Below are 14381 nucleotides of genomic sequence, written 5' to 3' on the forward strand. Positions count from 1 at the left end.
TGGATCAGTCAACCAAGGGTTACGCCTCGCCCTTGGCCTGCCGGCTGTAGACGACGACATAGAGGCAGAGGGCCACCAGGGCGGCGAGGCCGAGCCATTCGCCGAGGGCCCCTTCGGCCTGGTGGGCGGTGAGGAGGGGGAAGCCCTCGGTCCACTTGAGCTTGATGAAGCTGGCCACCACACCCATGATGGCGCCGCCGGCCATGAGGCCGCTGGCGATGAGCACGCCGCGGTTCTCGCGGGCTTTGGCGTCGGCCTCGCTGGTGCCCGCCTTGGGCCGGTTCACCCAGTGGGCCAGAAGGCCGCCCAGGAAGAGGGGCGTGTTGAGTTCGATGGGCAGGTACATGCCCAACGCGAAGCCCAGGGCCGGCAGCTCCACCATGCGCAGCACGATGGAGAGCATCACCCCGAGGCCGAAGGCGTACCAGCGCAGGGGCATGGATACGGTGCCGAAGATGCCTTCGAGGATGGCCTTCATGGCGCTGGCCTGGGGCGCGGGGATGGAGGAGCCCAGCGCCATGGTGCCGTCCAGGTTCACCTGCTTGGCCATGAGCCACATGGCGATACCCGTGAAGAGGGCCGCGACGAAGGTGCCCACGAACTTCCAGGCGATCTGGCGGGCGGGCGTGGCGCCGATCCAGTGGCCGATCTTCAGGTCGGTGCTGAAGGCGCCCGATGCGGCCAGGGCCGTGCAGACGATGCCGCCCACCATCATGGTGAGGAACATCCCGTAGCCGCCGGTGAAGTTCAGCTTCAGCATCAGCACGCCGGTGATGACGAGGGTGAGCATGGTCATGCCGCTGATGGGGTTGGTGCCGATGGTGGCGATGGCGCGGGCGGCCACCGGAGCGAAGAAGAAGGCGATGATCATGACGACCAGGGTGGCCACCAGGGCGGGCACCAGGGCGTTCCGGATGCCCAGGCCGAAGCTCAGGAAGGCCATCGTCCCCACGGTGCAGGTGACGAGGCCCACGGCGATCATGGAGCCCGCCAGGCTGCGCTCCGTGCGGATGGCCTTGGGCGATTCGGCCGCGGCGTCCCGGTTCATCAGCGCCTTCATGTTGCTGATGATGCTGCGGATCATGTTGGGCATGGAGGCGGCCACGCCCATGATGCCGGCGCCGGCGATGGCGCCCACGCCCACGATGCGGATGTAGGCGAAGAAGACCTGCTCGGGCGTCATGTCGGCGATGAGCTTGGTGCCGGGCGCCACGACCAGGGGCACATACTGGCCGATGGCGTGGAAGAGGGGCACCAGCACGAACATGCTGAAGAACGAGCCGGCGGCGATCACGGCGGAGTATTTCAGGCCGATGATGTAGCCGATGCCGAGCGTCGCCGCGCTGTTCAGGAAGTTGAAGGACATGAACCGGTCGCGGAGGGCCCGGCCCACCCAGACATGCTCCAGGCGGAGGTACTCGCCCATGCCCCGGAAGATGGAGACGACGCCGTCGTAGGCGGCGCCGATGAGCGCGGCCACGGCCAGTTCCTTGGCCTGATTGCCGGCCTTCTCCCCCGTCACCAGGATCTCGGCCGTGGCGGTGGCTTCGGGCCAGGGGAAGATGCCGTGATTCTCGACCATGAAATGGTGGCGCAGGGGCACGAGGAACAGGATGCCGATGCAGCCGCCCAGGAAGCTCACCAGCACCACCTGCCACAGCGTGGGCGTGGGTACGCCGCTGCCGGGCGTCTGGGCGAGGATGTAGAGGGCGGGGATGGTGAAGGCGGCACCGCTCACCACATGGCTGCTGTTGGCGCCGATGCTCTGGACGATGACATTCTCGAGGATCGTGTTCTTGCGGGGGAAGAAGCGGCTGAGGCCCACGGCCAGGATGGCGATGGGGATGGCGGCTTCGATGCCCTGGCCCAGCTTCAGGGCCAGGTAGGCGGCGGCCATGCTGAAGATCGCGCAGAAGATGAGGCCCATGGTGATGGCCCGGGGGGTGGTTTCGGGCACGCCGTCCTGGGGCACCAGGGGGATGTAGCTCTCACCGGGTTCCAGCGCCCGCCGCGCGTTCGCGGGCAGACCCTTGATCTCCTGGGGTTCGGATCCGTGGGACATGGAGGCTCCTGGGCGCTAGGCGGGGTAGGCTTCGAGGACGGATGCCACCACGCGGCGCGACAGGCCGTGGTAGCCGGGACTGGCGGCGGCGAAGATCTCCCGGGCCAGGGCGCGGGTGCGCGGATGCTGGCCCAGGGCGCCATACAGCGGCCGGAGGTACTTCATGCGGCCCACGCGCACCAGCACCTCGCGGATGCGCGCAAAGGCCGGCTCGTAGTCGGCGGCGGCGGCCAGCGTCAGCCACTCCACGAGGATCTCGTGGTTGCCCCGGCCCATGAGCTTGAAGTGCTCGTCCAGCCAGGCGCAATCGGCCTGAGTGAGCTGGCGCGGCAGCTTCTGGAGGTAGACCTGCAGCTCGGCGGGCTTCCAGCTGGCGATCTGGTGGGCGCTGGGGCGGCCTCCAGCGGTCCAGCTCTCGGCCAGCACGGTGAGGGTATCCAGCTGCACGCTGCGGAACTCGGGGGCGGTGGCGGGCAGGCCCGGCTGGTCCAGGTAGGCGCGGGCGTCCACGGCGGCGAGGGCTCCCGGGAGTTTCGCCTCCACGAAGGCGCAGAACTGCTCCGTGGTGATGGAGGTGAAGCGGAACGAGTCCATGTAGTCGCGGATGAAGTGCAGGAAGCGTTCCTCGCCCACCTCCCGCTCCAGGGCAGCCACCAGCCGCGCCCCCTTCTCGTAGGGGATGCTGGAGAAGGCGTCATCGGGATCGATGCCTTCCAGGTGCATGCGCAGCACGGTGAGCTGGGGTTCGTTCTTGAAGCGGTCGAGGCTGTCCTCGAGGGCCTTCTGTCCCATGGCCCAGCCGAGGGCGGCGGCGTCGTCGCCGTGGAGGATGCGGAGGATGCGGCGCTCCGCCCACACGGTGAAGCCCTCGTTCAGCCAGAAGTGCTCCATGCTGGCGTTCGTGACGAGGTTGCCGGTCCAGCTGTGGGCCAGCTCGTGGGCGACCACATCCACCAGGCTGCGGTCGCCCGCCAGCAGGGTGGGCGTGAGGAAGGTCATGCGCGGGTTCTCCATGCCGCCGTAGGGGAAGGAGGGGGGCAGCACGAGCATGTCGTAGCGGTCCCACGGGTAGGGGCCGAAGAGGCCTTCCGCCTTCACGATCATGTCCTCCACGCCCGCGAATTCCCAGGCGGCGGCGGTCACGGTCTCCGGCTCGGCCCAGACCCGGGCGCGGGGGCTGAGATCCCGCGATTCCAGCCGTCCCACGGCCAGGGCCAGCAGGTACGAGGGGATGGGCTGGGGCATGGTGAAGCGGTAGACATGACGGCCATCGCCGAGGGCCTCATCCCCGGCGGGGCCCGCCGACATCACGGCGGTGAGTCCCTCGGGCACGGTCACTTCCGCGAGATAGGCCACGCGGGCGATGGGCGTGTCCTGGCAGGGCACCATGGTGCGGGCGTGGATCTGCTGGCACTGGCTGAAGAGGTAGGGGGCGACCTTGCCTTCGGTCTGCTCGGGATCCAGCCACTGGAGGGCCATGGCCTCGGCGCCCGTCCGGTAGCTGATGGCGACCTCCAGCGCGGCTGCCGGCACCTCCAGGCGCAGCCGCTGGCCGAGGATGGCGTCCGCCTCGCCCAGTTCCCAGGGGATGGGGCCGTGGCCCGGCACCTGCACGGAGCGGATCTCCAGGCCCTTGGTGTCGAGGTCGAGGGTGCCCGAGACCGCGCTGCCGAACTCCAGCACCACTTCGCCGTCGATGCGCTTGGCGGCGAAGTCCACCCCCAGCTTCAGGCGCAGGCGCCGGGCCCTTGGCTGGGCGGAATCGTAGTACGAATGCGGATCCGGGTGACGCATGGGGACCTCGGGGAACCGCACATCATCCCACGGGGCCAGGAACGGCGGGCGTCACAAGTAGGAAGGCCCCGCATCGCGGGGCCTTCCTACTGAAAACCGCAGGCTTTCAGCCTGGGGCTATTCCTCGTCGAGGGCCAGCCCCTCGACCTTCTTCACCTTGATGACCTCGCCGTGGTCCTTGACGATGCAGCGCAGCCAATCCTCGGGGGCCTTGGGATGGGTGACCTCGCCCTTCTCGTTGCGGACATTCCCATCCATGTACTTCCAGATGAGGAATTCGCCCAGCTTCTTCCAGCGGGCCATGAGCTGTTCGGTCTCCTTGGCGGCGTACTGGGTGAGGTACTCCCGGGCGGCCCCGGGGTTCTGCTTGTAGAGCTCCAGGGCGGTGCGGTCCACTTCGGCCTGGTCGGCCAGGTAGCGGCCCTCGAACTCGCGCTGCACCTTCTGGACATCGACGATCATGTCGCTCCAGCGGGTGTAGGTGTAGTTGGAGACGAAATTGAAGGTCCAGTAGGCGCTGTCCCAGTTGAAGGCATCGAAGTTGCCGGTGCCGATGGCGAAGGCCTTGGGCGTCTCCTTGATGCCGCAGGAGATGGGCACATAGACCGTAGTGTAGGTGTCGTCCACGCCGAACCAGAGCACGCCGCCCACGGGATCAGGCATCCAGGAGCGGGCCTGGCTCACGAAGGAGAAGCCGGTCTGCTGGGTGCTGATGGCCCGCTCGTGGACATAGTCCTGGCCATCGATCTTGAAGCCCATGGGCCGCCAGCGGTAGGGCAGCTTGTAGGGGCCGGCGCCGAAGTCCTTGGTCATGTCGAAGTCGGTGCCTTCGTAGTGGTCGCGCATGAGCTCCATGGCATCGCGCACATCGAGCTTCTGGTCGGGCTTGATGAAGAGGGGCATGGGCTTGGCGCCCTTCTCCGCCTTCACGAAGTCCATGGGGATCTTCTGGCTCTTGGCGGCCCGGTTGAAGATGCTCCAGACCCGGGCCTCGCAGCCGCGGAGGGCGCCGAAGGTCAGGGGCGCGTAGGTGTCGGCGAAGCTGAAGCTCTTGTCTTCGCCCTTGAACCAGCCCTTTTCGCGGGCGAAGGGGATCAGATCCTTGCTGTAGATCGCGGTCTTGGGATCGTTCTGGGGGAACTGCCGGATGCGGGCCTGGTTGGCGTGGGCGCTGATGGTGCCGTCGGGCAGCTTGTAGGCGACCCACAGCGAGCCCTTCTGGCCCTTGCCCTTGCCGATCATCTCGAGGATCCACACCTCGTTGGGGTCGGCGATGGAGAAACTCTCGCCGGAGCTGGCGTAGCCGAACTCCTCCGTCAGCTTCGTCATGACCTCGATGGCCTCGCGGGCGGTCTTGGCGCGTTCCAGAGCGATGTAGATGAGGCTGCCGTAGTCGATGATGCCGCTGGGGCCCGCCAGGTCCTTCCGGCCCCCGAAGGTGGTCTCGGCGATGGTGAGCTGGTGTTCGTTCATGTTCCCGACGCGGGTGTAGGTCACGGGCGCTTCGGGGATCTGGCCCAGCAGCTTGCCGGTGTCGAAGGTGTAGCCGCCGTCCCATTCGCGGATGTCCCGCTTCTCGCCGGGCAGGTGCCGGCCGCCGCGCTTGAAGTAGAGCTCGCCGTAGAGCGTGTGGCTGTCGGCGGCGTAGGTGATCATGGTGGAGCCATCCTTGCTCGCGCCCTTGGTCACGAGCAGGTTGGTGCAGGCCTCCAGGGCCGCGCCGGCGGCCAGGAGGGTGGTGAGGAGGACCAAGGGACGGATGCGCATGGGGATCCTTGTGGAAGAGGGATTCAGAAGCGGAGGCTGGTGCCGAAGGCCAGGTAGGAGCGGGTCGAGCCGTAGCGATGGTGGCCGTTGAAGGAGAGGTCGGTGTTCACGAACCGGGCCTCCAGGGCGGCGTGGGGGTTGAATCTCCAACCCGCGCCGGCGCTGAGGGTGAAGCCCAGGTCGGAATCGGTGTAGGTGCCAGGGTAGGTGGTGATGTTCCGCCGGGTTTCATTCCACAGCGTACCGCCCATGCCAAAGATGCCATACAGGCCGCTGCGGCTGTGGCCTTCCAGGTGGGGCAGCCACTCGTAGGCCACTGAATAGCCTTCCATCCGGCTGTCGGCCAGCTGGGGGGTGGGGACATAGGCGGTGCCGTTCCAGATTCCCCAGACCCCGACCTGGACGGGGTGGTTCGTGTCGGACTGCAGGTAGTCGATGCGGAGGCGGCCCAGGTGGCGGCTCTCCCGGTTGAAGTGGATCTGGAGTCCGGCCTGGAAGCCCGTGGCGAAGGAGGAGCCCCAGGTGCCGACCGGCGCCACCGCGGACAGGCCGATGCCCATGCGGTTGCCGTCAGGGCTGTCCTGGGCGGCGAGACCGGGGCTGGCCAGGATAGCGAGGCCGACGAGAAGGGGTTTCATCCCCGCCTCACCAGATGGCCGTGGCGGCCTGGCCGGTGGGGGCCGCCTCGCACTGGAAGGCCTGGCGGAACTCGGGGAAATCCGCCACGGGTCCCAGCACGCGCCACTTCACGGGCGAATGCACATCCGTGGTCACCTGCAGCTTGAGCTGCTCGGTGCGCTGGTTGGTGCGCCAGCCCTGGGCGAAGGCGATGAAGAACCGCTGGTCCGGCGTGAAGCCGTCCACCGACTTCAGAGCCTTGCCCTTGGTGGCCAGCTTGAAGGCCTCGTAGGACACGCGCAGCCCACCAATGTCGGCGATGTTCTCACCGAGGGTCAGCTTGCCGTTGATGTGCAGCCCCGGCAGCACCTCGAAGGCGTCGTACTGCTTCACGATGTGGTTGGCGCGGGCCTCGAAGCGCTTGGCGTCTTCAGCGGTCCACCAGTCCTTCAGGTTGCCCTGCCAGTCGTACTGCCGGCCCTGGTCGTCGAAGCCGTGGGTCAGCTCGTGGCCGATGGTGGAGGCCAGGGCACCGTAGTTGGAGGCGTCATCGGCCTTCTCGTCGAAGAAGGGGGGCTGGAGGATGCCGGCCGGGAAGCACATCTCGTTCTGGCTGGGGTCGTAGTAGGCGTTGTTGGTCTGCGGCGTCATGTGCCACTCGTTCCGGTCCACCGGCTTGCCGAGCTTGGCCATGCGGCGCTGGAAATCAAAGACGGCCGCGGCCTGGACATTCAGGACATAGGGCCGGCGCGAGACCTGGAGGCTGCCGTAGTCGCGCCAGCGGTCGGGGTAGCCCACCTTGCTGCGCATGGTGTCGAGCTTCTTGAGGGCCTGGGCCTTGGTGGCCTCGACCATCCAGTCGGCGGCCAGGATGCGGGCCCGCATGGCCTCCTTGTGGAAGTGGACCATCTGGAGGGCGCGGTCCTTGGCGGCCGGGCTGAAGGCGGTCTTCACGAAGAGCTGGCCGAGGTCTTCACCCAGGGCGCGATCCGCGGCGGCGAGGACGCGCTTCCAGCGGGGGCGCAGTTCGGTGGTGCCCGAGAGCGTCTTCCCGTAGAAGGCGAAGTTCTCGTTGACGAAGGCGGATCCCAGGAAGGGCGAGGCGCTCCGCAGGACATGCCAGCGGAGGTAGACCTGCCAGGTCCCCATCGGCTCGGAGCCGAGGAGGCCGCCCAGGGTCTTGAAGAACTCGGGCTGGCCAACCAGCACATGGGTTTCCCCGGCGGGAAGGGCCACGGTGGCGAAATAGGCCTTCCAGTCCAGGGGGGCCGTGGCCGCGAGGTCCTTGCGGGCCAGCTTGTGGTAGTTGGCCTGGGGATCCCGCAGGGCCACGAGGGTGCGGGAGGCCTGGGCCAGCTTCGTCTCCAGGGCCATGACCGTCCGGGCCGCGGCGCGGGCGGCCTCGGCGCCGTCTCCGGCCAGTGTGAAGATCCGGGCCACATGGCCTTCATAGGCCTGGCGGATGGTCTCGGCCTCCTTCCCAGGGCGCAGGTAGTAGTCGCGCTCGGGCAGCCCGAGACCGCCCTGCCAGAAGCTGGCGATCATGGCGCTGCTGTCCTTGTCGTCGACCTGGACGCCGAAGCTGAACCCGGCGTGGATGCCGAGGGCATGGAGCCGGCCCAGTTGGGCCACGAGGCCCTGGGGGGTCTTCACGGCCTGGATGGCGGCGAAGAGGGGCGCCAGGGGGGCGAGGCCCTCCTTCTCGATGAGGGCCTCGTCCATGCCGGAGGCGTAGAAGTCGCCCACGCGCTGGGGAATGCTGCCCTTGGGGCCACCCGTCTGGGCGGAGGTTTCGAGGATGCCCTTCAGGATCGCGAAGTTGCGCTCATCGATCTCCTGGTTCACACCGTAGGAGGCGTACTCGCCGGGGATCGCCACCTTGTCGAAGGCGCCGTTGGCATAGGCGTAGAAGTCCTTGCAGGGGGAGGCGGCCGCGTGGATGTGGGCGGGATCGACCCCGAGGATGGGCCGGGCCTCCGGGCGGGCGGGCGTTTCCGCCATGAGCGACGCCACCAGCGTCGGGACGAGCCATGCAGATCGAAGGTTCAACGCAGTTCCTTTCATCTAGCTCCGGGAGGCGGGGCCTCCCGGAGTCGTGGAGCGGATTACCAGATGGCCGGACGCACCTTCGCGTCCCGCTTCATGGCCTGGCCATCGGCGCAGCCGAACGCCTCGTAGAACTCGGGCAGGTTGGAGAGGGGGCCATTGACCCGCTCGCGGCCGGGGCTGTGGGGATCGGTCTTGAGGCGCACGGAGAGCGCGGCCTCGCGGATGTGGTTGCGCCACACGGTGGCGGCGCCGAGGAAGAAGCGCTGGGGACCGGTGAAGCCGTCGATGGGGGCGGGGACGGCCTTGCCCTTCAGGCTGTTCTGGTAGGCGGCGAAGGCGATCTTGAGGCCGCCGATGTCGGCGATGTTCTCGCCCAGCGTGAGCTTGCCGTTCACATGCTCGCCCTTGATGGGCTCATAGGCGTCGTACTGCTTGACCACCAGGTCGGTGCGGGAGGCATAGGCCTTCTTGTCCGCGTCGGTCCACCAGTTCTTGAGGTTGCCCTCCGCATCGAATTGGCTGCCGCTGTCGTCGAAGCCGTGGGTCATCTCGTGACCAATGACGAAGCCCAGAGCGCCGTAGTTCACGGCGTCATCGGCCTTGGGATCGAAGAAGGGCGGCTGGAGGATGCCCGCGGGGAAGACGATCTCGTTCATCGTGGGGCTGTAGTAGGCGTTCACGGTGGGCGGCGTCATGCCCCACTCGCTGCGGTCGATGGGCTTGCCGAGCTTGGCCAGGTTCTCCTGGATGCGGAAGGCCGCCGCCCGGCGCACATTGCCGAAGTAGTCGTCGCGCTTGACCTCGAAGGCGTAGGTCTTCCACTTGTCGGGATAGCCGATCTTCACGCCGAAGGCATTGAGCTTCTTGAGGGCCTGCTGCTTGGTGTCGGCGCCCATCCAGTCCAGGTTGGTGATGCGCTCGCGCAGGGCCACCCGGAGGTTCTCCACCATGTCGAGCACCCGCTTCTTCGATTCGGGCGGGAAGGCGGTCTTCACATACAGCTGGCCCAGGGCCTCGCCCAGCATGCCGTCGGTGCTGGCCTCGATGCGCTTGGCGCGGGGTTCACGCTCGGGCGTGCCGTTCAGGACCTTGCCGTGGAAGGCGAAGGACTCCTCGCCGAAGGCCTTGGGCAGCAGGTTGGCGGTGGCGCTGAGAGCCTGCCAGCGGAGGTAGGTGCGCCACTGGGGGGCGGGCACCTCGGCGGCGAGCTTGCCGAAGGCGTGGAAGAAGGACGGCTGGGTGAGGTTCAGGTCCGCCTGCTTCACACCCCGGGCCTGAAAGTAGCCTTTCCAGTCGAAGCCGGGCACTTCGGAGACCAGCTTGTCCAGGGTCCGCTTGTTGTAGGTCATCTGCGGGTTCCGCATCTCCACGCGGGTCCACTGGGCCTGGGCCATGCGGGTCTCGAGGTCCAGGACCACCTTGGCGCGGGCCCGGGCGAGGCCGGGGGCATCGCCCGCCAGCTCCAGCATCCTGGCGATGTGGGCCTCGTACTTGGCGCGGATGTCCCGGCTACGGGCGTCATCCTTCAGGTAGTAGTCTCGGTCGGGGAGGCCCGTGCCCCCCTGATTGAGATAGCCCAGGTAGTGGGTGGATTCCTTGGCATCCTGGCGCACGAAGAAGCCGAAGCCGCCGGGCAGGCCCTGGTTGTGCAGCTTCGCCAGGAGGAGGGGGAGCTGCTTCGCGTCCTTCAGTCCATCGATGGTGGCCAACACCGGCTTCAGCGGCGTCAGGCCCCGCTTCTCGATGGCGGCCTCGTTCATGCCGGAGGCGTAGAAGTCGCCCAGCTTCTGCTGGACGCTGCCCTTGGCCCAGGCGGTCTTGGCGCTGGTCTCCTCCAGGATCTGCTTGAGGATGGCGCGATTGCGCTCGCTCAGTTCCTCCATGGTGCCGTACCGGGATTTGTCCGCCGGGAGGCTGTGCGCTTTGAGCCAGCCGCCGTTGGCGTAGGCGTAGAAGTCGTCGCAGGGCTTCACGGTGGTGTCGAGGTTCGCGGGGTCGACCCCCGGCTTGGGCTGGGCCACCAGGGAGAAGGCCGCCAGGCCCAGGCAGAGGCAGAGGGATGCGCGCAGGGGGGTTGCCATTAATGACCTCGTAAGATGAGGCTAAAAGCCTATCAGGAAGGAATTCGAAGGGATATGTGAACCACTTTCTGGATTTCCGCATGGACGACGCCATCGGCGTCCCGCAGGTCCACCGCATAGGTGCGGTCCACCTTGGGTTGCTCACGGAGCAGTCGGCGGATCTCCGCCACCTCGACCTCGTCCACCCGGAAGGTGGCGCTCAGCGTGCTGCGCCCCGGCTTGCGGAACCGGATGGAGGCGGCCTTGTCCCACACGACGAACTCGGGGCCGAGCCGGTGGATCAGCATAAGCATGTAGAAGGGATCCACCCCGGCGTACAGGCTGCCGCCGAAGATGGTGCCCACATAGTTGCGGGTCCGCCAGGAGAGGGGGAGGCGGACCCGGATCTCGGACCAGTCGGCGGCGATGAAGGCCACCCGCGTGCCCGTGCCGCGGAAGCAGGGCCACAGGTTGAAGGCCCAGCGGAAGAGGCGGGTGCGGAGGGATTCACGCAAGGCCAGGGCCTAGAAGCGCACCGTCACGGTCTCGCCGTCCTTGATGTGGACGGTGTCGATGAAGCGCACCTGGCGGCTGCCGTAGGTGAGGATGAGGCTGGAGGTGCGGGAGCCGTGGCCGAAGTGGCGCACGCCCTGCAGCAGGTTGCCGTGGGTCACGCCGCAGGCGGCGAACACCACCTGCTTGCCGGGGCAGAGGTCGTCGGTGCGGTAGATGCGGTTGAAGTCCACGCCCATGGCTTCGGCCTTTTCGCGGCTGGCGGTGTTGGTGTCCACCTTGAGGCGGCCCAGGATCTCGCCATTGAGGCACTTCAGGGCGGCGGCGGACAGCACGCCCTCGGGGGCCCCGCCGGTGCCCATCACCGCATGGATGCCCGTGCCGCTCACGGCGGCGCTGATGGCGGCGCTGAGGTCCCCATCGCCGATGAGCTGGATGCGGGCGCCGGCCTTGCGGATGTCGGCGATGAGCTGGGCGTGGCGGTCGCGGTCGAGGACGCTGACGGTGATCTCGGAGACCTGGCGGTCCAGGGACTTGGCGATGATGTCGAGGGTCTCCTGCACCGGGGCGTCGAGGCTCACCTTGCCCTTGGCGGCCGGGCCCACCACGAGCTTCTCCATGTAGAGGTCCGGCGCGTGGAGCAGGCCGCCCTTTTCCGTGGCCGCCAGGACGGCGATGGCATTGGAGGCGCCCGTGGCGCAGAGGTTCGTCCCTTCCAGCGGATCCACGGCGATGTCCACCGCCGGGTGGTCCCCGTCCAGATCCGCCCCCATGCCCACCTTCTCGCCGATGTAGAGCATGGGCGCCTCGTCCCGCTCGCCTTCGCCGATGACGATGGTCCCATCCATGCGGACAGTCTCCATGGCCTTCCGCATGGCCTCCACGGCGAGCTTGTCGCTGTGCTTGCGGCGGCCATGGCCGATGGAGGTGGCGCAGGCGAGGGCAGCCTCTTCGACCACCCGCAGGAATTCGAGGGACAGGGTATGTTCCATGGGGGTACTCCCGGGTAGACGGCGTCGTGGTCGAGGGCGGGGCCGGGTCAGGCCAGCCGGTTCACGCTCTGGCGGATCCAGTCGAGGAAGGGCTCGGAGCCTTCTTCGACCGGGAACATCAGAATTTCGGGGACCTCATAGGTGTGCAGGTCCGTGATCACTTCCGAGACCTGGGGGAAGAGCTCCCGGGTGGTCTTGATGATCAGCATGACCTCTTCATCCAGGTGGGTCTCACCCTTGAAGTAGTAGTAGCTCTTGATGCTGGGGACGATGTTCACGCAGGCCGCGTACGCCTGGTCCACCAGGGCCGCCGCAATGGTCAGGGCGGTTTCCTCGCTGCCGCAAGTGGTGAAGATGGTGCAGGCATCGGTCATCGAGTGGGCTCCCCGTCCGGCGGGCGGAACCGATCATTGTAGCCCGGGAGACGGGAAGCCGCGGATCACGAAAGGCGAGAATGGACCTGCGCGTGGTCTGACCACGCGCTTGAAGCACGCCTCGGCTGGTCCCACTCGGAGGTTGGTCGCTGGCCCTTCTGGGGCTCGGCCCAGCCAGGCCGGGCTTCGAACGCACCCGGCTGCGCCGTGTGCCGGTCCCGCTCGGAGGCTGGTCGCTGGCCCTTCTGGGGGCTCGGCCCATCCAGGCTGGGCTTCGAACGCATCCGGCTGCGCCGTGTGCCGGCCCCGCTTCGGCGTGCCAGAGGCTCCACCTCCGCGAGCGAAGCGAGTGGGAGCATCCTCCCGCGGAGGATGCGTCAGGTGGAGAGGCACGCCTCGGGCGGTCCCACTCGGAGGTTCGAATCATCGGCTTTTCCGACCAATAAGAAGGGGCCCGCAGGCCCCCTTCTTATTGGTCGGGGCGAGAGGATTCGAACCTCCGACCTCTCGGTCCCGAACCGAGCGCTCTACCAGGCTGAGCCACGCCCCGACGAAGGTTTGACTGTACTGGAAACGGACGGGGGCGTCCAGCATGCAGCTATTCGGACTCCAGGCCGAGGCGGATGCGCTCTTTGCGGCGGGCTTCGAGCAGGCGCAGGGCGCGGCGGAGGGGATCGGGGTCCTTGGGGGCGGCGGGCGTTTCCACCGGGGGGTCGCAGGGCACGACCTGGAGGCCGGAGAGGTTGAGCCCGAGCGCCCGGCGGATGCGGTCGCGGATCTGGGGCCAGACGGCGGCCGCGGCTTCACGCAGGGGGCCGATGCGGGCCAGCTCCCAGCAGCCCATGACGAGGATATCGCGCTCCACGCGCAGAGGGCGCGTGCGGTCCGCCAGGGCGGGCCCCACAACGAAGGGCCAGGCTTGGCGCAGCCGGGCTTCCGCCTTCTGGTTGGGCAGGCGGGCCCCCAAGGGGACGAGGCGCGGGGTGCGCTTCATGGCTTCCAGCGGGGCGGGGGAAGGGCGGCGCACGCGCGCTCACCGTTGAGCAGCACCGGCGAGGCCAGGGTGGGGATCATGGTGTTGGTCTCCGCCTCGAAGAGGGGCTGCAGCAGGTTATGCAGCTCGCCGCCCTTGCGGAAGAGCACCTCGTCCACGCTCCGCACCCGGCTGGCGGGAATGGCGTTGGCTTCGCACATGGCGAGCACGCTTTCCACGGTGCTGGCCAGGGTGCGGGTCTCGATGAGGGCCACGAGCTCCGCCCGGTCCTTCACGCGGCCCCGGTTCTGCTTCCATTCGGGGCGGGCCTCCAGGTCCAGGTCCAGCCACATGGCGAGCACCTCGAACTGGCGGTCGCTGCCCACGCCGATGGCCACATCGCCGTCGCTGCACCGGAAGGACTGGTAGGGCACGATCTGGGGATGGGCATTGCCCCAGCGCTGCGGGGGCTTCCCGGTCATGAGGGCGCCCGCCGCGACATTCACCAGGCCCGCCAGGGCGGCCTCCATCAGGGGCACCTCGATGTGGAGGGCCTCCCCGGTGCGTTCGCGGTGGAGCAGGGCGGACTGGATGCCGTTGGCGCAGTAGAGCCCCGCCAGGACATCCACCAGGGCCACGCCCACCTTCATGGGGCGGCCCTCCTGCTCGCCGGTGATGGCCATCCAGCCGCTTTCGGCCTGGATGATGAAATCGTAGCCCGCGCGGCGCGAGGCGGTGACATCCGAGGCGAACCCCCGGATGGAGGCCAGGATGAGCTTGGGGAACTTGGCGTGGAGCCGCTTCCAGCCGAGCCCCAGGCGGTCCGCGGAGTCGGCCCGGAAGTTCTCCACGAGCACATCGGCGTCCTTCAGCAGGTCGAAGAGGTCGGTCCGGCCCTCTTCTGTGTGCAGGTCGATGGGACGGCTGCGCTTGCCCCGGTTGGCGCAGCGGAAATAGGCGCTCTCGCCCGACTCGCCGTGCTCGAAAGGGGGGCCCCAGCCGCGGGTGGGATCACCTTCCGGAGGCTCCAGCTTCTGCACCTCGGCGCCGAAATCCGCCAGCAGCTGGGTGGAGAACGGGCCGGCAAGCACGCAGGACAGATCCACGATCTTGAAGTGGGACAGGGGCTTGGGCATCGGGTTCTCCGACGCCCAGCCTACTTCAAGTCCCGGGATGGAA

11 protein-coding genes and 1 tRNA gene are annotated in these 14381 nt (G+C 67.8%); all 12 read right to left on the reverse strand.

The window, feature by feature from the left end:
* Positions 1-19: 19 nt before the first annotated feature.
* On the reverse strand, positions 20-2062 hold the full coding sequence (locus QUD34_RS04790) for an OPT family oligopeptide transporter (protein ID WP_286355462.1): 2043 nt from the start codon (positions 2060-2062) through the stop codon (positions 20-22).
* Between the two features lie 15 nt (positions 2063-2077).
* Positions 2078-3856 carry a M1 family metallopeptidase gene (locus QUD34_RS04795; RefSeq protein WP_286355463.1) on the reverse strand — a complete coding sequence of 593 codons (1779 nt, stop codon included), beginning with the start codon at positions 3854-3856 and terminating at the stop codon, positions 2078-2080.
* Between the two features lie 117 nt (positions 3857-3973).
* A complete protein-coding gene (locus QUD34_RS04800; RefSeq protein WP_286355464.1) occupies positions 3974-5623 on the reverse strand; it encodes a dipeptidase in 1650 nt (549 codons plus the stop codon).
* A 23-nt stretch (positions 5624-5646) separates the two neighbouring features.
* Positions 5647-6261, reverse strand: coding sequence for an outer membrane beta-barrel protein (locus QUD34_RS04805; RefSeq protein ID WP_286355465.1), 615 nt, complete (start codon positions 6259-6261; stop codon positions 5647-5649).
* 7 nt (positions 6262-6268) lie between these two features.
* Positions 6269-8290 carry a M13 family metallopeptidase gene (locus QUD34_RS04810; protein WP_286355466.1) on the reverse strand — a complete coding sequence of 674 codons (2022 nt, stop codon included), beginning with the start codon at positions 8288-8290 and terminating at the stop codon, positions 6269-6271.
* Between the two features lie 56 nt (positions 8291-8346).
* Positions 8347-10371 carry a M13 family metallopeptidase gene (locus QUD34_RS04815; protein WP_286355467.1) on the reverse strand — a complete coding sequence of 675 codons (2025 nt, stop codon included), beginning with the start codon at positions 10369-10371 and terminating at the stop codon, positions 8347-8349.
* A 32-nt stretch (positions 10372-10403) separates the two neighbouring features.
* Positions 10404-10865: a DUF4442 domain-containing protein gene (locus tag QUD34_RS04820; RefSeq protein WP_286355468.1), complete on the reverse strand. Its 462-nt coding sequence runs from the start codon at positions 10863-10865 to the stop codon at positions 10404-10406.
* 9 nt (positions 10866-10874) lie between these two features.
* Positions 10875-11855 carry a class II fructose-bisphosphatase gene (gene glpX, locus QUD34_RS04825; protein ID WP_286355469.1) on the reverse strand — a complete coding sequence of 327 codons (981 nt, stop codon included), beginning with the start codon at positions 11853-11855 and terminating at the stop codon, positions 10875-10877.
* A gap of 47 nt (positions 11856-11902) precedes the next feature.
* Positions 11903-12229, reverse strand: a complete 327-nt coding sequence (cutA, locus tag QUD34_RS04830; RefSeq protein WP_286355470.1) for a divalent-cation tolerance protein CutA — start codon at positions 12227-12229, stop codon at positions 11903-11905.
* Positions 12230-12702: 473 nt separating this feature from the next.
* Positions 12703-12779: transfer RNA gene (locus QUD34_RS04835), tRNA-Pro, on the reverse strand.
* A 48-nt stretch (positions 12780-12827) separates the two neighbouring features.
* Complete coding sequence (locus QUD34_RS04840) at positions 12828-13223, reverse strand: DciA family protein (protein ID WP_286355471.1); 396 nt, start codon at positions 13221-13223, stop codon at positions 12828-12830.
* The gene (locus QUD34_RS04845; RefSeq protein ID WP_286355472.1) at positions 13220-14338 is read right to left on the reverse strand and encodes a CaiB/BaiF CoA transferase family protein; all 1119 of its coding nucleotides are present in this window, start codon (positions 14336-14338) and stop codon (positions 13220-13222) included. The genes QUD34_RS04840 and QUD34_RS04845 overlap by 4 nt, the downstream gene beginning before the upstream one ends.
* Between the last annotated feature and the right edge of the window lie 43 nt (positions 14339-14381).

The sequence above is a fragment of the Geothrix oryzae genome (assembly GCF_030295385.1).
In the GTDB taxonomy this organism is placed as follows: Bacteria; Acidobacteriota; Holophagae; order Holophagales; family Holophagaceae; genus Geothrix; species Geothrix oryzae.

What these genes read in the sequence shown, in the direction of transcription:
- QUD34_RS04800 (WP_286355464.1), bottom strand. Translation starts at nt 5,623, where the DNA reads ATGCGCATCCGTCCCTTGGTCCTCCTCACCACCCTCCTGGCCGCCGGC.
- QUD34_RS04790 (WP_286355462.1), bottom strand. Translation starts at nt 2,062, where the DNA reads ATGTCCCACGGATCCGAACCCCAGGAGATCAAGGGTCTGCCCGCGAAC.
- QUD34_RS04845 (WP_286355472.1), bottom strand. Translation starts at nt 14,338, where the DNA reads ATGCCCAAGCCCCTGTCCCACTTCAAGATCGTGGATCTGTCCTGCGTG.
- QUD34_RS04815 (WP_286355467.1), bottom strand. Translation starts at nt 10,371, where the DNA reads ATGGCAACCCCCCTGCGCGCATCCCTCTGCCTCTGCCTGGGCCTGGCG.
- QUD34_RS04795 (WP_286355463.1), bottom strand. Translation starts at nt 3,856, where the DNA reads ATGCGTCACCCGGATCCGCATTCGTACTACGATTCCGCCCAGCCAAGG.
- cutA (WP_286355470.1), bottom strand. Translation starts at nt 12,229, where the DNA reads ATGACCGATGCCTGCACCATCTTCACCACTTGCGGCAGCGAGGAAACC.
- QUD34_RS04805 (WP_286355465.1), bottom strand. Translation starts at nt 6,261, where the DNA reads ATGAAACCCCTTCTCGTCGGCCTCGCTATCCTGGCCAGCCCCGGTCTC.
- glpX (WP_286355469.1), bottom strand. Translation starts at nt 11,855, where the DNA reads ATGGAACATACCCTGTCCCTCGAATTCCTGCGGGTGGTCGAAGAGGCT.
- QUD34_RS04840 (WP_286355471.1), bottom strand. Translation starts at nt 13,223, where the DNA reads ATGAAGCGCACCCCGCGCCTCGTCCCCTTGGGGGCCCGCCTGCCCAAC.